At 47.2% G+C, this 23,355-nt stretch carries 17 protein-coding genes; 6 read left to right on the plus strand and 11 right to left on the minus strand.

The annotated features are described in order from the left end of the window. Positions 1–6 precede the first annotated feature (6 nt). The 6 genes from ACK8OT_RS06215 to ACK8OT_RS06240 form a co-directional block, all read right to left on the minus strand. Complete coding sequence (locus tag ACK8OT_RS06215) at positions 7–891, minus strand: prepilin peptidase (RefSeq protein WP_410195632.1); 885 nt, start codon at positions 889–891, stop codon at positions 7–9. A gap of 24 nt (positions 892–915) precedes the next feature. Then, entirely contained in the window at positions 916–2,154 is a 1,239-nt protein-coding gene (locus ACK8OT_RS06220; RefSeq protein ID WP_410195633.1) for a type II secretion system F family protein, read from the minus strand. Between the two features lie 120 nt (positions 2,155–2,274). Next, positions 2,275–3,978 (minus strand): type IV-A pilus assembly ATPase PilB, encoded by a 1,704-nt coding sequence (gene pilB, locus ACK8OT_RS06225; RefSeq protein WP_410195634.1) that lies wholly within the window; start codon positions 3,976–3,978, stop codon positions 2,275–2,277. 8 nt (positions 3,979–3,986) lie between these two features. After that, positions 3,987–4,496 carry a pilin gene (locus ACK8OT_RS06230; RefSeq protein ID WP_410195635.1) on the minus strand — a complete coding sequence of 170 codons (510 nt, stop codon included), beginning with the start codon at positions 4,494–4,496 and terminating at the stop codon, positions 3,987–3,989. Between the two features lie 665 nt (positions 4,497–5,161). Beyond that, positions 5,162–6,004: a carboxylating nicotinate-nucleotide diphosphorylase gene (gene nadC, locus ACK8OT_RS06235; protein WP_410195636.1), complete on the minus strand. Its 843-nt coding sequence runs from the start codon at positions 6,002–6,004 to the stop codon at positions 5,162–5,164. Between the two features lie 34 nt (positions 6,005–6,038). After that, positions 6,039–6,542 (minus strand): retropepsin-like aspartic protease family protein, encoded by a 504-nt coding sequence (locus tag ACK8OT_RS06240; protein WP_410195637.1) that lies wholly within the window; start codon positions 6,540–6,542, stop codon positions 6,039–6,041. 87 nt (positions 6,543–6,629) lie between these two features. Between ACK8OT_RS06240 and ampD the strand changes: the two genes are divergently transcribed. The 5 genes from ampD (at position 6,630) to lpdA (ending at position 14,644) form a co-directional block, all read left to right on the plus strand. Next, positions 6,630–7,187 (plus strand): 1,6-anhydro-N-acetylmuramyl-L-alanine amidase AmpD, encoded by a 558-nt coding sequence (gene ampD, locus ACK8OT_RS06245; RefSeq protein WP_410195638.1) that lies wholly within the window; start codon positions 6,630–6,632, stop codon positions 7,185–7,187. A gap of 437 nt (positions 7,188–7,624) precedes the next feature. Beyond that, positions 7,625–8,392, plus strand: coding sequence for a pyruvate dehydrogenase complex transcriptional repressor PdhR (gene pdhR, locus ACK8OT_RS06250; protein WP_410195639.1), 768 nt, complete (start codon positions 7,625–7,627; stop codon positions 8,390–8,392). A gap of 95 nt (positions 8,393–8,487) precedes the next feature. Beyond that, complete coding sequence (gene aceE / locus ACK8OT_RS06255; protein ID WP_410195640.1) at positions 8,488–11,151, plus strand: pyruvate dehydrogenase (acetyl-transferring), homodimeric type; 2,664 nt, start codon at positions 8,488–8,490, stop codon at positions 11,149–11,151. A gap of 17 nt (positions 11,152–11,168) precedes the next feature. Continuing rightward, positions 11,169–13,106: a pyruvate dehydrogenase complex dihydrolipoyllysine-residue acetyltransferase gene (gene aceF, locus ACK8OT_RS06260; protein ID WP_410195641.1), complete on the plus strand. Its 1,938-nt coding sequence runs from the start codon at positions 11,169–11,171 to the stop codon at positions 13,104–13,106. Positions 13,107–13,216: 110 nt separating this feature from the next. Continuing rightward, positions 13,217–14,644, plus strand: a complete 1,428-nt coding sequence (gene lpdA, locus ACK8OT_RS06265) for a dihydrolipoyl dehydrogenase (protein WP_410195642.1) — start codon at positions 13,217–13,219, stop codon at positions 14,642–14,644. A gap of 169 nt (positions 14,645–14,813) precedes the next feature. On the opposite strand, the gene ACK8OT_RS06270 is transcribed toward lpdA, so the two are convergent. The 5 genes from ACK8OT_RS06270 to ACK8OT_RS06290 all read right to left on the minus strand — a co-directional run bounded on the left by ACK8OT_RS06270 (position 14,814) and on the right by ACK8OT_RS06290 (position 21,225). After that, entirely contained in the window at positions 14,814–16,214 is a 1,401-nt protein-coding gene (locus ACK8OT_RS06270; RefSeq protein WP_410195643.1) for an O-antigen ligase family protein, read from the minus strand. Next, on the minus strand, positions 16,207–17,700 hold the full coding sequence (locus ACK8OT_RS06275; RefSeq protein ID WP_410195644.1) for a lipopolysaccharide biosynthesis protein: 1,494 nt from the start codon (positions 17,698–17,700) through the stop codon (positions 16,207–16,209). Before ACK8OT_RS06275 ends, ACK8OT_RS06270 begins: the two co-directional genes overlap by 8 nt. Beyond that, positions 17,687–18,844, minus strand: a complete 1,158-nt coding sequence (locus tag ACK8OT_RS06280) for a glycosyltransferase family 4 protein (RefSeq protein ID WP_410195645.1) — start codon at positions 18,842–18,844, stop codon at positions 17,687–17,689. Before ACK8OT_RS06280 ends, ACK8OT_RS06275 begins: the two co-directional genes overlap by 14 nt. Further along, entirely contained in the window at positions 18,841–20,091 is a 1,251-nt protein-coding gene (locus tag ACK8OT_RS06285; protein WP_410195646.1) for a glycosyltransferase, read from the minus strand. Before ACK8OT_RS06285 ends, ACK8OT_RS06280 begins: the two co-directional genes overlap by 4 nt. Before the next feature lie 126 nt (positions 20,092–20,217). After that, a complete protein-coding gene (locus tag ACK8OT_RS06290; RefSeq protein ID WP_410195647.1) occupies positions 20,218–21,225 on the minus strand; it encodes a glycosyltransferase family 4 protein in 1,008 nt (335 codons plus the stop codon). Positions 21,226–21,416: 191 nt separating this feature from the next. Between ACK8OT_RS06290 and ACK8OT_RS06295 the strand changes: the two genes are divergently transcribed. Further along, positions 21,417–23,354 (plus strand): hypothetical protein, encoded by a 1,938-nt coding sequence (locus ACK8OT_RS06295; protein WP_410195648.1) that lies wholly within the window; start codon positions 21,417–21,419, stop codon positions 23,352–23,354. The last annotated feature ends 1 nt before the right edge of the window (position 23,355 follow it).

Below are 23,355 nucleotides of genomic sequence, written 5' to 3' on the forward strand. Positions count from 1 at the left end.
AACAGACTAAAGAATAAACGAAAAATACATCTCGATTAATTGTTCGCCATAAACCAAATACAGCCAGCCCGCTCCAGCCAGATAGGGGCCAAATGGGATTGCTTGGCCACGGCCATTTTTTGCCAATACCATTAACGCGATACCCGCTATCGCGCCGACAAAGGACGATAGCAAAATAATCACAGGCAGCGACACCCAACCAAACCAAGCGCCTAAGGCCGCAAGCAGCTTAAAGTCACCATAGCCCATGCCTTCCTTACCTGTGAGTAATTTAAATGCCCAGTAAATGCTCCACAGGCTCAAATAACCGGCGGCTGCGCCAAGCACTGCACTTTGCAGGTCGGTAAAGGTGCCAAATATATTGGCCAACAAGCCAAGCCATAATAGCGGCAAGGTTAATTGATCCGGTAGTAGCATGGTATCAAGATCGATAAAGGTCATTGCCACTAAAAACCAGGTTAAGGTCAGCGCCAGCATCAGCGGCCAACCAAACGGTACCACAAAAGCAACGGCAACCGACATTAATCCCGTCAGTAGCTCAATACTAGGGTAGCGAGCAGAAATCGGGTTAGCACATTCACTGCACTTGCCTTTCAATACTAACCAGCTGATCACCGGAATATTTTCAAGCGCCGTGATCTTATGGCCACATTTAGGGCAAGCTGAGCGAGGTACAACCAGGTTGTAGATGGTTTTAGGTTGCTCTTTTGGTTGGGTTTTTAATTCATCAGCCAACAGAATACGGCACTCTGATTGCCATTCTTGTTGCGTCATAATTGGCAGGCGATGGATCACCACATTTAAAAATGAACCGACCATTAAGCCTAATACCCCTGCAAACACAATAATGGAGGCGGGGTAGGCCTCCATTACTAAAATTACATCTTGCATTAACATTATCCGAGTTATAACAAGTTAGCCAACGACCGAGCCTAGGCTAAAGATAGGTAAGTACATAGCGATTACTAGGCCACCAACGACTACGCCTAATACCACCATAATCATAGGTTCAATCAAGCTGGTTAACGCATCAACAGCATCATCTACCTCGCGCTCATAAATATCAGCGACTTTGGTCAGCATGCCATCAAGATCACCCGATTCTTCACCTATCATGATCATTTGCGTCACCATATCAGGAAATACGCCCGTGGTGCGCATAGCCACATGCATCTGCATACCCGCAATAACCTCATTGCGAATATTTAAAATCGCACTGCGATAAACATAGTTACCCGATGCGCCAGCAGCTGATAATAAGGCATCTATCAGTGGGATACCGGCGGCAAAGGTAGTTGACAGGGTACGAGCAAAGCGCGCCATGGCGCTTTTATGTAAAATCGTATTCACTACGGGAAGCTTAAGGATAAATTTATCTGTGTTGTCACGGACGCTTTCAGACTTAGTATGCGCCTTTTTAAATAAAAACACCCCGATAGCAATAGCTGCAAAAACGATATACCACCATTTTTGCAGTAAATGCGATAAGCCAATAACAAATTGGGTAAAGGCAGGAAGTTCTGCACCAAAGCCGTTAAAGATGTCTTCAAATTGTGGAATAACAAATAGTAATAAGATACAGGTAACCGTGATGGCAACAAAGACAACCATGGCTGGGTAAAACATGGCTTTTTTAATTTTTGATTTTAACGCCTCGGCCTTTTCTTTATATATCGCAATGCGATCAAATAAAGTTTCCAATGCTCCCGATTGCTCACCGGCTTGTACTAGGTCGCAATAAAGATCGTCAAAATATTTTGGATGTTTACGCAGGGAATCAGAAAGAGGCGTACCGGTTTCTACTTCCGATGTGATCTGACCGATTAGATCCCGCATGGCTGGCTTTTCGTTACTTTTACCTATCATTTGCAGCGTTTGAACTAAAGGCACACCGGCTTGTAACATGGTCGCAATTTGCCTTGAGATCACGGCGATATCCATCGGCTTGACTTTGTTGCCTATGCTACTTAAAAAAGACTCGGTCTTTTTAGTCACCTTAGTAATATTTACGCCTTGGCGTCGCATCTCCGCTTTTAGTTGAGCGGCCGATTCCGATTGCATTTCACCGGAAACTTTTTTGCCCTTGCGGTTGACGCCGCTCCACTTAAAGGTATGGATTTTGGGGGCACTTTTGGCTTTAGTTGCTACTGCCATATAAATTCCTTGCTAAGCTCAATGCGACAAATGACTGTGCTATTTGATGCAGCCAAATGTCTGCACCAACTGATATGAGTATAGAGTATAAGGTGAGTTTAACTTGTTGGCTAATAAAGACTAATTATTGGTGACGCGGGTCACTTCTGAAAGGCTAGTGACTCCTTCCACGGCCTTAATCAGGGCTGATTGTCGCAGCGTATGCATGCCTTCTTTTTGCGCGATATCGTTAAGTTGCATAGCATTGGCATTATCTAAAATAGCGCGGCTGAGGGTTTCCGACATCACCATCACTTCATAAATGCCCACCCGACCTTTATAACCATCGGTACACTTATCACAACCGACCGCTTTATAAGTGGTTATGCCTTTGGCCACTTGAGCTTGGGTAAAGCCAAGCTCTAACAATTCGTGGTTAGGGATTTGCTCTGGCACTTTACAATGCTCGCATAATCTTCGGGCAAGACGCTGCGCCATAATCAGGGTCACCGAGCTGGCTACGTTAAAGGCAGGCACGCCCATATTTAAGAGTCGAGTTAAGGTTTCTGATGCTGAGTTAGTATGTAAGGTCGATAGGACCAAGTGACCCGTTTGCGCCGCTTTAATACCAATTTCGGCGGTTTCAAGGTCACGGATCTCACCCACCATCACGATATCTGGATCTTGACGCAGGAATGAGCGCAGGGCACTGGCAAAGGTTAAGCCCGCCTTGGGGTTGACTTGTACTTGGTTAATGCCTTCTAAGTTAATCTCTACCGGATCTTCTGCGGTAGAAATATTACGCTCGGGCGTATTAAGGATATTTAAGCCAGTATATAGGGAAACGGTTTTACCCGAGCCGGTCGGCCCAGTAATTAATATCATGCCTTGAGGTTTACTAATTGCATCCAAATACTGCTTTTTTTGTTTTTCGCTGTAGCCTAAGGCGTGAATATCTAGCTTAGCCGCCGAGCTGTCCAAAATCCGCATTACGATTTTTTCGCCCCACATGGTTGGTAGGGTAGAAACACGCAAATCCATGGATTTATTTTTCGATAGCTTTAACTTAATCCGACCATCTTGGGGAATACGGCGCTCGGCAATATCAAGCTTAGACATGACCTTTAATCGAGCAGAAAAGCGGTTGGTTAAATTCACCGGTGGTGTGGCGACTTCGGTTAAAATACCATCGATACGCAGGCGTACCCGGTATTTTTTTTCATAAGGCTCAAAGTGAATATCCGATGCGCCCTTGCGAATGGCATCGGACAGAATTTTGTTGATGTATTTAACTATCGGGGCGTCATCATCGCCCATATTTTGCGCTTCATCGAGGCGCGATTCACTGTCATCGACATCGATATCGCCGATTTCGCTTTCATCCAGATCGCCAAGGGCTGAGGTATCATCCTCAGTGAGCTTCTCAATCGCCTTTTGTAGCTTATCTTCCTCAACCAGCAAGGCTTCGGTATGCATAGCAAAGCTAAAGCCAAAGTCTTCCAGTGCACCCACATTAGTAGGATCAGACATGGCAATGTACAGGGTATGGCCTTGGGTGTAAATCGGCAGCGCGTGATGCTTTTCGATTAGTTTTTCATTAACAAACTTATCGGGAATATCGTCTAAATGAAAAGAGTCGAGATCCAGTAAGGGAATGCCGTATTCCGCTTCACAAAAATCAGCCAGCTCTTTGGAGCTGATAATTTTGTTTTGCACTAAATAGCTGACTAACGGGAGTTTTTCAGACTTGGTGGCAACAAGAATAGTTTGGGCTTTTTCTTTGGGGAAAAAGCCACGAGCGGCTAGATTAGCTAACAGACCGCTCGTGGATTGTGTTATTGACATAAATTAAATTAACAAACGCCTGCTGCTACACATGAACCAGGAGTAGCAGTTGGGTTTTGTTCCCAATTTAGGCGCCCAGCTGCATCACCAGTACCAACCAAAATGTATGTTAGGCCAGCACCTGCTCCATCGACTAGGCCAGAAGCAGTTGTAGCTGTTATCGTAATAGTCCATTTTTTACCATCAGCTGTATCAGTTGCTGCAGCATCGGTAGTCAACGCTGCTAACGCTATATCACCATATGGTTTCGCACGACCTGTGCCTGCAGCTGTAATATCAGGGTTTACATTTGCTGAGTTTGGTTGACATAAGCCCGCTGGACTTTGTGTTTGTACACAGGTTTCAACCGAGCTTTTGTAAGGCTGAGCAGCTGCAACAATTTCAGAAAACTTAGCTTTTTGGGTATAAGTTTGGTAAGCCGGCAATGCAATCGCTGCCAAAATACCGATGATCGCTACCACGATCAATAGTTCGATTAGGGTAAAACCCTGTTGTGCTTTGTTCATTTGCTTGTTCATAAAGGACTTCCTTCACTTACGGTTTTTATTAGGGATAAGGGTAGGTAACCGGAGTTTATTTAATGCTCCATTACCTGTGTTGTAACATCTCAAGAAAATTGATCTAACACAAGTTAGCTAGATCATGTTTTCACACTTAAACTTTAGTCCACAGTGGCGTATTTCACACTTTGCAAAGATAAACGCAGTTAAGTTTCGTTTTACTCTGTTAAGGCAATCACACCTTGCTGCATTCTTGCTCATCAGCAATCAGTTTAAACAGTCGCGAATTACCTGAGTTATGCATTATTTGTATCGCAAATAAGCAGGCTTAGGTTAATCACTCCTGTGTTGATAGTTAGCAACGCAGCGATTCTAATGAAAGGCTCACCTTTTTATCAAGCACTTTCGTGCCAATATGACAAAATTGCGACTTTACATCGCAAAATTTAAATATTGATATATAAGGAAAAAGTATGGAGCCCCGCCCTGTAGGACCTGAGCTCGCTCAGGGAATGGGGGGATATTCGCCGAGCGAGCTCGGCTCCCACAAAAGCTGAGAATCCCATAAAAATAGAACTACCCACAAGGCTCGGCTAGTTGATTCAGGCTCTTGTAGGACCTGAGCTTGCTCAGGGAATGGGGGAGATATTCGCCGAGCGAGCTCGGCTCCACAAAAGCAGAGGCTAACCCACAAAGCGCATCGATAAGTCCACGGCTTGCACATGCTTGGTGAGGGCACCTACTGATATAAAATCAACCCCAGTTTCGGCGTAAGTAACGATAGTGCTGGTATCCACATTGCCGGACACTTCTAATTTAGTCGCGGTGTTGTTGAGGGCGACGGCTTGTTGCATCATGGCCACGCTAAAGTTATCTAGCATGACCACATCGGCTTTGGCATCAAGGGCTTGTTGTAGCTCATCAAGGTTTTCCACTTCCACTTCCACTTTTACATTGGGATTTAGCGTCTTGGCTTGGCTTACCGCTTGGTTAATGCCGCCACAGGCTATGATGTGGTTTTCTTTGATCAAATAAGCGTCATATAAACCGATCCTGTGGTTATGGCCGCCGCCGCAGGTGACGGCATATTTTGATGCATTGCGCAAACCGGGCAGGGTTTTGCGCGTATCCAGCAGTTGACATGAAGTGTGGGCAATTAAGCTGGCGTATTTGTGCGTTGCACTGGCGATGCCCGATAAGGTTTGAATAAAGTTTAACGCGCTGCGCTCACCGGTTAACAAGGTACGCGCTGGGCCGGATAAGTAACAAAGCACTTGGTTAGGCGCTACCTTATCGCCATCCTTAACTTGCCAGTCAATGACAACGGTATTGCCCAGCTGCTTAAACACTTCATCGGCCCAAGCCTGACCACAAAACACGGCTGGCTCACGACTGATAATACTTGCCTTGGCTTGAGTGTCGGGCGCAATCAGGTTTGCGGTAATATCGCCTTGCTCTGCGCTTAGGCCATTTAAATCTTCGGTGAGGGCGAGGGTGACACTGTGGGCGATTTCTTGCTGGTTCATGCTGAGTCCTGTGGCGCGCACTGTTAAGAAGCGACTAGTAAAAACTTAAGGTTAGCTGGTTGCCTTGTTGCACCATTTTAAATTGCTTTAACACATTCATGCCGAGCAAGATGGTGTCATCCTTCATATAAGGATTAATTTGAGCGCGTAGATCGTACAATGTTAGCGGGCCTAAGCTCAAGCTTTTAATCATGGTTGAATACACCTCAATATTGCCATTGGCGGTACTGACCCAGCTGGGATAACCCTGCTGTAAACCTAACTGCTCGGCGATATGGGCGGGAACCACGGTAGAGGTTGCGCCGGTGTCGAGCATAAAGGTAACTTGTTGGCCGTTTATCAAACCATTGACCACGTAATGGGCTTGGCGGTTTTGCACCAAGGTGATGCTTTGGCCTTGCTGACTTAACCCTTGATTCGGGTTGTATTGGTTGGCTAACTTGCTATTAAAATATTGAATAAGTAGCGCGCCAAGGCAAAGCCATGCAATTAACCACATCCATTTACTGATTTTTTTGGTGGGATTGGCAGAATTCATCTCGCTCCTACTTCGGCTGCTCACGCGTTGTTTTATATGCTTATAATACGCATCGCGTGTTGAAATGGCACAATAATAGAGAAGATTATGAAATATAAGATAAATCAACAAGGTGAAATTGACGGTGCGCGTCAAGTGGCATCGCCCTTTTGTGATGCTCGGCCTGTGGGCGAAGCCATTTCCTTATTGGTGATCCACTCCATTAGTTTGCCGCCCGCTCAATATGGCGGCCCCTATATTGACCAGCTGTTTACCGGTCGGCTTAACCCGACTGAGCATCCTTATTTTGAAATTATTCATCAATTTAAAGTTTCTGCTCATGCCTTGATACGTCGCGATGGGGAATTAGTGCAATACGTGCCGTTAACCAAACGCGCATGGCATGCGGGCGTATCCCATTTTCAGGGACGCGAAAAATGTAACGATTTTTCTATCGGTATTGAACTAGAAGGCACCGATGACAGCGAGTTTACCTATGCCCAATATCACACCTTAACTCAGCTTACAGAACAAATCATAAAGTATTATCCTTTGATCACCGCGCAGCGGATCACCGGCCATAGTGATATCGCGCCGGGGCGTAAGACCGACCCTGGTAGTGGGTTTGATTGGCCTAGGTATTTGGCCAGTTTGCAGGGCCTGTAGCGGCCGAGCTCGGCGAATTATCATAGCCATTCCCTGAGTAAGCTCAGGCTCCACAGACTAACCACTAGGCAGGAATCTTGTGAAAGCCGAGTTAGCTCGGCGAATTATCATCGCCATTCCCTGAGCAAGCTCAGGTCCCACAAACTAACCACTAGGCAAAAATCTTGTGATAGCTCTTACAAAGCTCGGTTTCCCACCGGCTTTTGCGGGCAACATCATTTTCTTAACATAGTTGTCAAAATGTATTGTTAGGGTTGGATATATGTAACGAAAAGTGCATTGGTCTGACCTTTTTTACCCCAAATGTCGTTTTTTGGCTAAAATCCTTTGATCAGGATCAGCTTTTTGGTGGACAAAATGTTAGAGCTTTGCTATTTTTTGCGCCAAATGAAATTGGTAATACCAATTGCTCTAAACATGAGCTTGAACGAGAAAGCATGGCCTATCAAAAAATTAAACAGCCTAAAATTGCCGATGTGATAGAAGCGCAATTAGAAAGCATGATTCTGGAGGGAAGTTTAAATCCCGGTCAGAAGCTGCCGCCTGAGCGTGAATTGGCTAAGCAGTTTGATGTTTCTAGGCCATCACTGCGCGAGGCGATTCAACGCCTTGAAGCACGTGGCTTACTCACAAGACGCCATGGTGGCGGTACATTTGTTGGTGCTGAGTTACGTCAAGGGTTAACCGATCCTTTGTATGAGTTACTCAACTCCACGCCTGAATCGCAATATGACTTACTTGAATTTCGTCATGCTCTTGAAGGGATCTCTGCTTTTTATGCGGCGTTACGCGGCACCGAAGCAGATTTTTCACAAATTCGTCAAGCCTTTGCTGATATCGAAAAAGTACAGCAAGATGGGCAAGATTTAGAGGCAGAAGCTAAGGTTGTGGTAGCCTTTTACTTGGCTATCGTGGAATCATCGCACAACCTTGTTTTAATGCATTTAATGCGCGGTTTGCTACCTTTGTTAGAGCAAAATGTATTACACAATTTAAAACAATTGCAGCGTAAACCGGACATTGCCAAAGCGATTAGCGAACACCGGAAAATGCTGCTTGATGCGATTTTGGGCAAAGCGCCTAAAAAAGCCAGAGACGCGTCAGATCGCCATCTGGTTTTTATTGAAGAAACCCTGCTGGAAATCAGTCGTGAAGAAAATCGCCTTGAGCGCTCTTTACGCCGAGTTCAGCAACAAAAAGAATAACTGGGTGTAATTTAACCAAATATAAAGTTAAACACACTTTCGTTTGTACGTGCCAAAGCAGTCACGTTATCGTGAATAACATATAGGAAACTGCCATGTCAGATATCCAGAAGCAAGATCTCGACCCACAGGAAACTGCGGAATGGTTAGAGGCTTTAGAAGCGGTCATTTCAGAAGAAGGTGCTGAGCGCGCTCACTACCTACTTGAAAAACTTGCTGATAAAACACGTCGTAGCGGTGGTCATTTACCGTTTGATGCAACCACAGCATACGTTAACACCATTCCACCGGGTCAAGAGCCGCACATGCCGGGTGACATGGTTCTAGAGCGTCGTATTCGCGCTATCGTGCGTTGGAATGCGTTAGCTATGGTGCTACGTGCATCGAAGAAAGACTTAGACTTAGGTGGTCACATCTCAAGTTTTGCGTCTTCTGCAACCCTTTACGATGTAGGTTTTAACCATTTTTTCCGTGGTCCAAACGAGCAAGACGGCGGTGACTTGGTTTATTTCCAAGGTCACATTTCACCGGGTATCTACTCTCGTGCATTCCTAGAAGGTCGTTTGACCGAAGAGCAGCTTGATCACTTCCGCCAAGAAGTAGACGGTAAAGGCTTACCTTCATATCCACACCCTAAATTAATGCCTGACTTCTGGCAGTTCCCAACGGTATCTATGGGTCTAGGCCCAATTTCTGCGATTTACCAAGCGCGTTTCTTGAAATACCTAACGGATCGCGGCATTAAAGACTGTTCACAGCAGCGTGTTTACTGTTACCTAGGTGACGGTGAGTGTGATGAGCCAGAATCATTGGGTGCTATTGGCATGGCGGCACGTGAAGGCCTAGATAACCTATGTTTTGTTATCAACTGTAACCTACAACGTCTTGACGGTCCTGTTCGTGGTAACTCTAAGATTATTCAAGAGCTTGAAGGTACTTTCCGCGGCGCAGGTTGGGAAGTGATTAAGGTTATCTGGGGTCGTTACTGGGATCCACTATTAGCACAAGATAAGTCAGGTAAACTACTGCAGTTAATGGAAGAAACCGTTGACGGTGAATACCAAAACTTCAAAGCTAAAGGCGGCGCTTACACCCGTGAGCACTTCTTTGGTAAGCACCCAGAAACAGCTGAAATGGTTGCTAACATGTCAGATGAAGACATCTGGCGTCTAAACCGTGGTGGTCACGACCCATACAAGGTTTACGCAGCCTACAAGAAAGCCGCAGAAACCAAAGGCCGTCCAACGGTTATTCTAGCTAAAACCGTTAAAGGTTACGGCATGGGCGCAGCGGGCGAAGGTAAGAACATCGCGCACGGCGTTAAGAAAATGGACCTTGATGCGATCAAACATTACCGCGATCGTTTCAACATTCCAATTTCGGATGAAGATCTACCAAACATCCCATACTACAACCCAGGTCCTGATTCGGAAGAAGTGCGCTACATGAAGGCACGCCGTGAAGCGCTAAAAGGCTTTTTGCCACAGCGTCGCATTAATTCTGATATCGAAATGCCAACACCGCCATTAAGCGCATTTGATGCGGTACTGAAAGGCTCAGGTGGTCGTGATATTTCTACTACCATGGCATTTGTGCGTATCTTGACGGTATTGCTAAAAGATAAGCAAATCGGTAAGCGCATTGTACCTATTATCCCTGATGAAGCGCGTACCTTTGGTATGGAAGGCTTGTTCCGTCAAGTAGGTATCTACTCGCGTCAAGGTCAGAAGTACACGCCACAAGATAAAGACCAAGTGGCTTACTACAAAGAAGACATCAAGGGTCAAGTACTACAAGAAGGTATTAACGAGCTAGGCGCGAAAGCGGATTGGTTAGCGGCGGCAACGTCTTACAGCACCAACAACAGCCCGATGATCCCATTCTACATCTACTACTCTATGTTTGGTTTCCAACGTGTTGGTGACATGGCATGGTTAGCAGGTGACCAACAAGCGCGTGGTTTCGTGATTGGTGGTACGGCAGGTCGTACAACCCTAAACGGTGAAGGTCTACAGCACGAAGATGGTCATTCGCACATTCAAGCGAACGTGATCCCGAACTGTATTACTTACGACCCAACTTATGGTTATGAGTTGGCCGTGGTGATCCAAGACGGTATGAAGCGCATGTACGAAGACAACGAAAACATTTATTACTACCTAACGGTAATGAATGAAAACTACGAGCAGCCTGAAATGCCTGCTGGCGTAGAAGAAGGTATTCGTAAAGGTATCTACAAGCTAGACGAAGTGAAAGGTCAAGGCAAAGCTAAGATCCAGCTTCTAAGCTCAGGTACTATCATGCTGCAAGTTCGTGAAGCGGCGCGCATTCTAGCCGAAGAGTACGGCGTTGATGCAACGGTATTCAGTGCCACTTCGTTCAACGAACTAGCACGTGAAGGCCAAGCGGTTGAGCGTGAAAACATGCTAAACCCATTAGCTGAAGAAAAAGTACCTTACATCACTACCGTACTTGAAGCGGGCGTACCTACTGTTGCGGCTACCGACTACATGAAAGCCTATGCTGACCAAGTACGTGCTTACGTACCAGGTCCATACAAGGTACTAGGTACAGATGGTTTCGGCCGCAGTGATAGCCGTGAAAATCTACGTCGTCACTTTGAAGTTAATGCTTCTTACGTTGTGGTTGCGGCGCTGACTGAACTTGCTAAGCAAGGCAGCGTTGAGAAATCGGTTGTTGCTGAAGCTATCGCTAAGTACAACATAGATGTAAACAAAGTTAACCCACTGCACGCATAACAATAGGTATTAAGAGAATGTCTGATATTAAAGAAATTCTGGTTCCTGACATTGGCGCAGACGAAGTCGATGTAACCGAGATTTTAGTCGCCGTGGGTGACACCATCGAAGAAGAGCAAGGCCTAATTTCCGTTGAAGGTGATAAAGCTTCAATGGAAGTACCAGCCCCTTTTGGTGGCGTAGTAAAAGAAATTAAAGTGGCGGTCGGTGACAAGGTGTCTGAAGGCACATTGATCATTACCGTTGCAGCAGCGGGCGGTGCCGCAGCACCTGCTCCCGCAGCCGAGCCAGCTCCAGTTGCAGCTCCTGCAGCAGCGCCAGCGGCTGCGCCAACGGGCGCCAGTGAACTTCGTGAAATTACAGTGCCAGATATTGGCGCTGATGAAGTTGACGTAACTGAAATTTTGGTTGCGGTTGGCGACACCATTGAAGAAGAGCAAGGTCTGATTTCTGTTGAAGGCGATAAAGCCTCAATGGAAGTACCTGCACCTTTTGCTGGTGTAGTGAAAGAAATTAAAGTTGCTGTTGGCGATAAGGTATCTGAAGGTACTTTGATTGTTGTGGTTGAGTCTGGCTCAGCGGCACCTGCTAGCGCGCCAGTGGCTCAAGCCGCTGCGGCTCCAGCGCCTGTTGTTGAGGCTGCACCAGCTGCTTCAACTACAGAGCTAAAAGAAGTTCACGTACCGGATATCGGCGGTGACGAAGTGGCGGTAACTGAAATTTTGGTTGCTGTTGGCGATAGCATCGAAGAAGAAGCGGGCTTAATTACCGTGGAAGGCGATAAAGCGTCAATGGAAGTACCTGCACCGTTCGCGGGCGTGGTAAAAGAAATTAAGCTTAACGTGGGTGACAAGGTTTCTGAAGGCAGCCTAGTGGCTATCGTTGAAGTGACGGTAGCGGGTGCTCCTGCGCCAGTTGCAGCAGCGCCTGCACCGGCACCAGCTCCGGCACAAGCAGCGCCGCAACAAGCTGCGCCTAAGCCGCCACCTGTGCCGCATCACCCAAGTGCAGCGGAGCAAAAAGGTTCAGGCCTAGTGCACGCTTCACCTTCGGTACGCCGTTTAGCGCGCGAATTTGGTGTTGATTTAACTAAGGTTAAAGGCTCAGGCCGTAAAGGTCGCATCATCAAAGAAGACGTACAAGCGTATGTGAAATACGAACTATCGCGTCCTAAAGCAACCGCAGCAACGTCGGTAGGCGGTGGTAACGGTCTGCAAGTAGTTAAAGCGCCGAAAGTTGATTTCTCTAAATTTGGTGAAATCGAAACAGTAGAGATGTCTCGTATCCAGAAGATTTCTGGCCCTGCGCTGCACCGCAACTGGGTGACTATTCCTCACGTTACGCAATTTGACGAAGCGGATATCACAGATCTAGAAGCATTCCGTCAAAGTGAAAACGCGATGAATGCGAAGCTAGGTAACGGCATCAAGATCAGCCCGCTTATCTTCATCATCAAAGCGGTGGCTAAAGCGCTTGAGCTACATCCCAAGTTCAACACTTCATTGGCTGAAGATGGCGAAAGCATCATCTACAAGAAGTACATCAACATAGGTGTGGCGGTAGATACGCCAAACGGTCTAGTGGTACCTGTGGTAAGAGACGCTAACATCAAAGGCATTCACGAGTTAAGCCGCGACTTGGCAGAAATCTCTAAGAAAGCACGCGATGGCAAGCTAACCGGTAAAGACATGCAAGGTGGCTCTATGAGTATCTCTAGCCTTGGTGGTATCGGTGGTACTCAGTTTACGCCAATCGTAAACGCGCCAGAAGTGGCTATCCTAGGTGTTTCTAAGTCTGATATGAAACCAAAATGGAACGGCAAAGAGTTTGAACCACGCTTAATGGTTCCACTGGCTCTTTCTTACGATCACCGTGTTATTGACGGTGCGGATGGTGCTCGCTTTATCACCACCATCAATGGTTTACTGTCTGATTTACGTAAATTAGTCCTGTAAATGTTAAGAGGTCGGCGTTTGCCGACCTTTTTACTTCCATTTTCTTAACATGATTGTAAACTTGTTGGGATTTTTTGTACCCCGACAAGCCAAAAGAATAAGAGGCCAGAATGAGTAACGAAGTGAAAGCACAAGTCGTTGTGCTAGGATCCGGCCCTGCCGGATATTCTGCCGCGTTTCGCGCTGCAGATTTAGGTTTGGAAACTGTGTTAATTGAAAAATACTCTACCCTAGGTGGCGTATGTCTTAACGTAGGCTGTATTCCTTCTAAAGCCTTGTTACACGTTGCAAAAGTAATTGAAGAAGCCAAAGCCCTTGCTGAGCACGGTGTTATCTTTGGTGAAGCGCAAACCGATATCGACAAAATTCGTATCTGGAAAGACAAAGTAGTTAGCCAACTAACCGGTGGTCTTGGCGGTATGGCTAAGATGCGTAAGGTTAAAGTGGTTGAAGGTTTTGGTAAATTTACTGGCCCTAACTCGATTGAAGTTGAAGGCAAAAACGGTAAAACCACAGTTAACTTTGATAACGCGATTATAGCTGCGGGCTCACGTCCAGTTAAGTTGCCATTTATTCCTCACGATGATCCACGTATTTGGGACTCAACGGGTGCCCTAGAGCTGAAAACCGTACCTGAGCGTCTACTTGTTTTAGGTGGTGGTATTATCGGTCTAGAAATGGGCCAAGTGTACAGCGCGCTAGGTTCAAACATTGACGTAGTTGAATTTGCAGACCAGCTAATTCCTGCTGCCGATAAAGACATCATCCAAGTTTACACTAAGCGTGTGAAGAAGAAATTCGACATCATGCTAGAAACGAAAGTGGTGGCGGTTGAAGCTAAAGAAGATGCGATTTACGTTACTTTTGAAGGTAAGAACGCACCTGCTGAGCCAAAAGCTTACGATGCGGTATTAGTTGCGGTTGGCCGTGTACCAAATGGTCTAAGCCTAGATGCAGAAAAAGCCGGTGTTAACGTGACTGAGCGTGGCTTTATCGAGGTTGATAAGCAAATGCGTACTAACGTGCCACACATCCATGCTATCGGTGATATCGTAGGTCAACCTATGCTAGCGCACAAAGGTGTGCATGAAGGCCACGTAGCGGCTGAAGTTATCGCGGGTAAGAAGCACTACTTCGATCCTAAAGTGATCCCATCAATTGCATACACTGAGCCAGAAGTGGCTTGGGTTGGTTTAACCGAGAAAGAAGCCAAAGAGCAAGGCGTTAACTACGAGAAAGCGGTATTCCCATGGGCTGCTTCTGGTCGCGCAATTGCATCTGACTGCTCTGACGGTATGACTAAGCTGATCTTTGATAAAGACACTCATCGCGTGATCGGTGGTGCGGTTGTGGGTACTAACGCAGGTGAACTACTTGGTGAAATCGGTCTAGCTATCGAGCTAGGTGCGGACGCTGAAGACATCGCCCTAACTATCCATGCTCACCCAACACTACACGAGTCTGTGGGTCTAGCAGCAGAAGTTTACGAAGGTTCAATTACCGACCTTCCTAACCCTAAAGCGGTTAAGAAGAAGTAATCATTCACTTCGGCTAATAGAAAAAGCAGCTTCGGCTGCTTTTTTTGTGCCTTATGTTTTGATTTTTCGACTTGTTGGTTATTTGTAGGACCTGAGTTCGCTCAGGGAATAGCCGATAGGTTTTTAGATTGGTGAAAATAATCGCTGCATGACTGCAGCTCCTACTAGGCTATGACTCTGGCAAATGGCTGCGACACCATTCGCTCATCGCGGCAACCAGTGCAATCAATATATAGATGGGCCAAGTAAAACCTTGAGTTAAAAACGTACCCGATACCACAGTACCTAATAAGCCTGCCAAAATAGCTTGAGCGGTGGCAAACACGGCAGGAGGCACTTGCTCCATGTGGCTAGCGATTTGTTTTAACGAATGAAGGGATGAGCGGATCATCACCACTATCATATAAATAAAAACGCCAAGGCCAAGGAAACCGGTTTCCGCTAACACACCAAACCAAGTGCTGTGCACAGCATGATTTAAGCCATCCCAATGGGGGCTGTAGTAGTAATAATTGTAATAAAAATTATCCAGCCCCATGCCCAGAATCGGGTGATCCAGCGCCATATTAAACGCGGCTTCCCACGCATATAAGCGTCCCATGGCCGACTCGTCAACGCCCGATTCCGCCGCGCCGCCCGAGGCGCGATCAGAAATCCCCGCAACAAGATAAAGAATGGCAAGACCCAGAGTGCCAATTAAACCCAGCAGGGCTTTTGATTTGATATAGCGATAACCAAACACTGCCAGCACAGTAACGATACCGAGCAGGCCGCCGCGACTTTGGGTGGCGATTACGGCAGCAAAGACGGCGATTAAACCGACTAAGCCCAGTATGCGTGACCAAGCACTGAGCTTAGGTGATACGCACAAACTAGCCGCAAACGCAGCGGGAAACATTAATACCAAGGCTAAATCATTAGGATCGCCCAGCACAGAGCCTAGCTCACGGCCTATGGTCACCCGAGTTTCTTCCACCAAGCCGATACCATTGGCTTTGTTACTCAGTGCCACCAGCGCCACCATGATGCCTGCAATAACATTGATATGGCTGGAAAAAGCAAAATGTTTGGCTTCTCTGGTTAGCCAGCTAATGGCAAAGGTCATTAGGGCGATTTTCCAGTAGATGTTATTAAAATAGGCGATGGCGACGGGGCGGTTACCGGCAAAAATAACCCCGATGACCACTAAAGCAAAAAACACACTGACGGTGGCCAGCTCCTTGTTCCAATATGGCTGAATTTGTTGGCTAATCAACAAATGCCAGCCCAAGGCGGCAATGGCGCCCAGCGATAACATCAAGGGGATTTTAAAGTTGTAAATCACCGGGAACACTTCATGTAAGCGAAAGAAGGAAAAAGCAACAAACAGCACCACCATTAAAAAAGGCACATTAAGCACAAATAAAATGGCCAAAGGCGCGATGGCAAGCGCTAACGCGACAAGGGGATTTGGGGCAAACCACCAAATGACCGCTAGCATCACACAGCTCACGCTAGCTAAGGCAATCTGCCAACCCTTGTGGTTGGTGAGATTGAGCTTAGCGCGGTGGGTAAAGTCAAAATTAGGCATCGTGTTGGGCTCGCGTGGGCTGCATAGAGGCTCTGCTTTGCTGCCAAGCAAAACTTAAGCATAGACTCAAAATAAAGCCTAAACCGAGATAGACCAAGACGCTTTTAACGGAAACCCAAAATGCGGCACTAAATAAGGCTAAAATAGTAAACACGCCCGCCAACACCAGCCATTTTATTGGATAATTAAGGGGTAAAGCTTGTTGGCTAAAATAATAAAACAAGGCTAATCGGGCGAATTGTCCCAACATTAAACTCGACAGCACCGCCATTACCAGCCATTGCGGATGATTAGGAGCAAGCCACTGGCTAAGATAGCAACTTAGCCACATCAAGGCGGCGCAAAACAGTGCAGTACAGGCATTTATCTTAAATTGGGTATGGGTGTGCTGACCGCTGAAGCAGCCAATATTGACTAATTCGCAGGCTTCTTTAAAAAACACCACGCTAAGTAAAAAGGGTAACACAGTCACTGCACTGTGATATTGAGGGGGTAACAGCCATGCGATGAGTAGTGGTGCGACGAAGGCCACGGTAATGCAAATAGCCGAGAGCAAGATAAGCCCCAATAATTGAAACTTAAGTGCATTTTGCTGGCCATTCACGTCCGCCAGCACAGTAAAACGTTTGGGCGACCACCACATGGTAAAGGGTTGTAACAATAACACCCCAGCCAAAGCAAACTTAGCTGCAATCGCCACTTGCGCCAAGGTAGCTTCATCGCCATAGGCCGCAATTAGCCAGCGATCTAAACCCGCCAAAGGAAAGTTCACCAAACCACTGGCGATCACGGGCAAGGCATAGATCAGCACAGGTTTCACTAAGTTTAAATTTAAACGAATGCCACTGCTTTTTAATTGGTAATAAGCTAATCCTATGGCTTGGCATGCTGCGGCTATCAGGCCCGCCAGTAAAATGCTGCGAATGCCACCGATAGTATGAAGTAGCACCAAAGTGAGCACGGCTTGTAATAGGGCGCGGCCAACGGCGAAACCAAAAAATAACCCAGCTTTGTCGGTTAGCCTGAGCCAGCCAAGGGGCACGGCAATACAGGCTTCTAGCGCAACTTGTAGCAAAATAAGTTGAATATCCAGTAAGGCTAATTCACCGGGTAACCCGTGTTTTGCCAGCTGGCTTAACCAAGGTATAGACACCAGCACTAGCGCCACCAGCGCACAACTTAAACCGTAAATATTGGCTGCTTGTTGGCGCTTTGCAGCTGGGCTGCTGGCAAAGCCGACATGCTTGTATAAGGTGTCCTCTAAGCCAGCTGCGAAAATGATACTGCATAAAATGGCCAAGGTGGTTAAGGTTTCTAAGCGGCCAAACTCGGCGGGCGTTAACTGATGAGCGATAAAAGGCAGCATAAATAACGAGATGCCCTTCATTAACGCCACGCTGGCACCATAAAATAGGGTTTGATTGAGTATATGGCGGTAGCGTTGCCAGCTCGTTTGCAACCATCGAATTACCTTAGTGCTGCGCATATTGATCGCCTCCTAGGTGTTGCCAAGCCATGGCTCGAAGCATTTTGAATACCAAGGGGCGATAGCACACTTCGGCGCGATATTGCTCGGCGACCTGTTGCGCGGCATAACCTATCGCTTTTTGGCGCTCAGGATGTTGCTGTAAATAATTGAGCTTGTGCGCCAAGTCTTGGGCATCGTTAGCGCGATAGACAATACAGTTGTGACCATGACTTAGCTGCTGGTGCCACCATGCGCCATCATCGGGAATAACTGGGCACAAGCCCGCGGCCATGGCCTCTAAAATCGATAAACCAAATGGCTCTTGCTGGCTGGTGGATACAAAAATTTGGTGCTGCGATCGGATCTCATCGAGATGATTTGGCGCTTCGTACCAGCGCACATAGGGCAGATTGATCGGCGCTTCATCGACAGCCAATTGACTGTTTTGTGGGCGGATATAGCAAACCGTGCAAGGAGTGGGAATGGCCAGTTGCTGACTGGCTTGTAAGAACAGTGACAAGCCTTTCCATTTTAGCAGCGACGCCGCCCATAAAACGCCTTTAGCACCTTGCTGGCGGGGGCGTGGCCAAGCACTGTCGGGAATGCCATTTTGCATTAAGTGGCAATGGGCTTGAGCGAAAAAATCGGAGGTTTCGATATTGGATAATTTTAAACTCAAGCAATGCTCAAGGGATTGTTTGGTCGATGCTAAATAAAACAGTAAATCACATCTGAGTAAGGCTTTGGCTATGGTGTTGGATTTAGCAACTGGGCCATGAATGCATTGTAATAATGGACAATTTAGCCAAGGCTTAGCCAAATACAAGGCGAGATCGACTCCCGGCCCAGATGCACCGACACACATTTCGGGGCGGCCGATACAAAGTTTCAACCAAATAAGTTGAATGGCTAGCACTAAGTGGCGGATAAAATAACGCCAGCCTTGTTCGCAATTTTTGAGCCATTTAGGTTGGTACAGGTTCACGCAGTGATAGCTTACTTTTGCGTGGTCGAGGGTTTGCCAGTGATTGGCGTGGCTGGTGATCACCAAGACCTGATAATGGGCTGGCAACTGGCTAAGTAAATGGGCGGTGGCGACTTTAGAGCCGCCATGAAAGTCGATAGGATCAAATAGCCATAACAAAGGTGCTGAGTTTTTCATGCTGCTCTCCCAAGCCGAGGTAAGCGGCGTTCAAGTAAGTTGATTAGGTGATTGGCGGCAAGATTAAGCTGGTGCCAGCTGGGCCAATGACTATGCCAAGCTTGGCGCGCGGTGGGTTGGCTCAACAGCTGAAAATACAATTTACACATCTGCTGACAATGCTGATGAATGTCAAATTGACGGATTGCCTTTTGGTAACCTTGATTACCGAGTGCAAGCCTTAACTTAGGAGAAAAATAACAGCGACGTAGCATATGATTTAGGGCGGTCATGTCACCTGACGGATATAACAGACCTGAAATTTGATCGCTGACTACCTCGCTAATCCCCCCTACATCCGGAGCCACCACGGCCAACTTAGCCAGACCCGCTTCGGCTAACACTAAACCAAACACTTCCTCTCTGGCGCCTGAGACAAACACATCAGCACCTTGGCTAATAAGGTTAACCACATCAGGCTGCTCACCGAGAAAGCTTACATGCTGATTAAGCTGTAAGGTATGGCGTAAGTTTTCGAGTGCTTGGCGCTCTGGTCCCTCACCTATGATGGCAAGGTGGGCGGGAATGCCTTGTAAACGTAATGTGGCGCACGCGTGCAGCAGTTGATCCATGCCTTTGCGCTTGATTAGCGATCCCACACTGACCAGCAAAAAATCACTCGGACTCAGGCCTAGCCGTTGTTTTAGATTGCTTGTGCTATCGGCGCTGGTTAATAGCTCACTGCAGTTGATGCCATTATGGATTAGATGTACTTGAGCGGGATTAAAGCCATCCTCTTGGAGCTGTGCGGTGACGGCTTGGCTAACGCCAGCAAGAGCGCTGCACCAAGGCAGGCCAAATCCCCAGCGTTGATAAAATGGATAACGAGCATGAAGGTGGCACAGCAAAGGCACATTAATATATCGGGCTAGCAGGCTAGCCAACTTGACTGGTGCTGCACTATTGGCATGGATCAACATGATGGGGAAGCGCTCAGCAAGCTGCTTGGCTTGTTGCAGGTTTTGCCAATTAAGGCCTAAGGAGTCGCTAGCATAAGCATGCTCTATGCCTTGTAGCTTGGCCGTATCCACTAAACATTGCTGATTACACCAAAGGATCGGCGTAAAGGGCGCGGGTAAATTGGCCATGAGGTTAAGTAAGCAGACTTCGCTGCCGCGGATCCAATTGTCCCCATAATGGATAAACAAAATAAAAATGCGTTTGGGCGTATATGCTGGGGCTTGCGGTTTAAAATCGGTAGAGGCCATTTGTGCTCCTAGATAAGGCTAGTTGGCTGTTAGCTTTATCAGGAGCAAATTAGAGGCCATTATTTAATGTTTAATTTTCAGTTGGTTATGAATTGGCTTGGTTAGCGTTATGCAAAATGCAATGCATTAACAGAGGGCGCGCTGATAAAGTTGCAAAACGGTGGGCAAAATAGCTTGGGCGCTGAAATTGGCCTGAATCTTGGTCTGCGCCGCCGTTTGCATCTCTTGTCTGCTTGTCATGGGGAGCTGTAGAAAATCTTGTAGGGCTTTTAGTAGGGCGCTTTGCTCGCCAGCCTTAACTAAGTAGCCGTTGAGTCTATCGTCTATCAGCTTATCTAATGCGCCCACATTATAGGCCAATACGGGTATGCCATGTGCCATGGCTTCCACTGCCGCCATAGGTAAGCCTTCATATCGAGATGGCATTACCAGTAAGCCAATTTGAGGCCAAATGGCGTCCATTTGCTGTTGGCCATGAAACTGCACATTAGTGCCCGCACTGGCAGTTAACCTAGCCGCGTCTGGGCCATCGCCGTAAACATGAAAAGTGTGCTCTGGCATGGTTTGCGCCAAACCCACAAAGCGATCGGCGCCTTTTTCATGGCTAAGGCGGCCGACAAAGGCAATTTGCTTGCCTTGGCTCAAGGTGGGCTGAATTCGACTTAAAAAGTTATTCACCACATGACTAGAAAAAGGCAAACGCGCCGCAATGATGGGGCTGACAGCGATGCGCTGCTTAGCCAAACATGCGCTATAGCGGTCGATAAAATCATAAATAGCCAGTTTACCTGTGGCCGCTTCTCCCGCATGAAAGCTACTGACCACGGGGACGCGGTAACACAAGCCCAGCAAGCGGCCGATAATGCCTGCTTTGTAGCCGTGAGTATGCAGTAGGCATGGTTGATATCGCGCTATTAAGCCAATTAATGATGAGATGGGGGAGCTTAATTTATGACAATGGATCAGCCCTTGCTTTAGGGCTTCTTCCAATGAGTGGCGCTGGCCATAATCTTGCAGCAACACCACATGGACGCCAACGCCTGCGGCTTTAAGTCCTTTTGCCAACTCTAAAACGTGGCTTTCAATCCCACCGAATTGGCGGCTATCAAGTAATAAGAATACCGGCTTTTGCATTTTGCGATCCTTGAGTGACCAAAAGGGCGATAGCCAAGTGCCTGCAATATTGATGCCGCGCAGGTTAAATTACAAAAGAGTTACGTATGTCTAACTTTTATGTTTGCGTTGCTTATTCGTTAACTAAGTTACGCTTGAGTGTGCTACAAGTTGCATAAACTCGGTGCTAGTGGATAAGCAGGAAAAGGAAGATGGATAGTCACAGCAATAAAAAGCAAGTTTCGATTGAGCTTGTTGTCGTTTGTACCACCGCGCTGATGGTGCTTTCTGGTTGCGGTGGTGGAGGTGGTAGCGCTGAGCAAACACAAGCGCCTATCGCTGTATCACCCGAGCCATCGAGTTCGCCTACGCCCGTACCTACGTCTGTGCCAACGTCTGGGCCAACAATAGACCCTTCAATCGCGCCCAGTGTGACTCCTTCACCCATTTCAACTGATGACCTAGGCGTGAATTTACCACCCGCTAATATCCCCCAAACTTTAGCTCAAGATGTCGAGTTTGATTGGTACATTCGCCCTGATGGCGGCCAATGGGGGCAATGTGATGGTAAAAGTAATCAAGCTTATCCGGGCTCAGGGCAAAACCAAGCTTGCGCGCTAGCAAGTTTATTTGAGTTATTACCGCCGGGCGAAACGCCGAACATGCAAGGTGGCGATAAGATTTGGATTGCCAGTGGTGAATATCGTTTGGGACGTATAGCGAATCAAGTCGATAGCTCGCGCTTTAGCGACTGCGATGCCAATTGGCCATGGAACTGTTTTATGGCGGTATTACCCTCGGGTACACAAGATAAGCCCACTCGGCTTTATGGTGAGTCGTGGCAGCAAGGTTGTACAGCGCCACCTAAATTAGTAGGGGTTGAGCGGGCTAAGCGCGTATTGAATTTAGCGGCAGCGGAATTTGTTGAGGTTAATTGTTTGGAAATCACCGATGGCCAAGCCTGTGGCGAGTTTCATTTACATGGCTTTGCCGATCCAAGTCACGCCAGTCATGATATTTACCAACAGCAGGCGCAAGTTTGTACGCGGATTAATGATCCCGTGCCGCAGGGAGATTGGGCCAGTACCGGAGTCTATGCCGCCGATGCCAAGCATATCTTACTCAAAAACATCAATATTCATGGTATGGCCAATGCGGGTGTGGTCGCGCCTAGGGTAACGGATGTACGCATCGAACAAAGCCGCATTGTCGGCAATGCCTGGGTCGGCTGGGAAGGTGATGGTAGGCCGGATGCAAGAAGTTCAGGTTTAGTGCATTTTAAACATAGCGAAATTGCATGGAATGGCTGTATCGAGCAACTTGATGGCAGCTATCGTGGCTGTTGGGGACAAACGGCAGGGGGTTATGGTGATGGTTTAGGCACCGGCGATACCGGCGGTCATTGGGTGTTTGAAGGTGGCAGTATTCATCACAATACCTCCGATGGCTTAGATTTACTGTACAACAACGACGGTAATGTCACCCTTTATGGCTTGCAAGCTTATGCCAATGCGGGTAATCAAATTAAGTTAGCCGGTGAGCAGTTGCTGATAGCCAACAGTGTTATTAATGGCCAGTGTAATTGGTTTGAAAATCAGCCAGAGCTTGCCGATTTAACCCATTGTCGCGCTTCTGGTGTCAGTGTTTCCTTGTCCTTTGCTAACGATAATGCGCAGGCCGTGTTAGTCAATAACTACATTACAGGGATTGGCGATGGTTTGATTACATTGGGCAGTGGTCAGCGCCGCTCACAGTTAACGGAGGGGAATCGCCTCGCGTTAGTGAATAATGTCATGATAGGCCAGCCTCAGGCTTCTACACCCGGTGATAATACCTTTTATATCTATACCGAATCGGATCCTGCCAAGGTGATGAATTACGAAATAGATTACAACCTAGTGGGCGGCGACATTAAGTTTAGCCGTGGTTTTCCAGGTTGCCCTACGGGTGGCAATGATATTTGCGCCACGCCCACTGGATTAAACCTCAGCGATGGGACCCTCGCAGATCCAAGCAGCTTTGCTGGGTTAGATCAGGGGTTAACTTCAGGTACTAAGGTTTTATTTGCTGAGGTACCAAGTAAAGACATATTGGGTAACACCAGAGAGCAAGGTCAAGGTGTTGATCTGGGGCCAAGGGAATATCAATAGT

It is taken from the genome of Motilimonas thetidivivens, from assembly GCF_046452435.1.
GTDB lineage: Bacteria > Pseudomonadota > Gammaproteobacteria > Enterobacterales > CBDFNC01 > Motilimonas.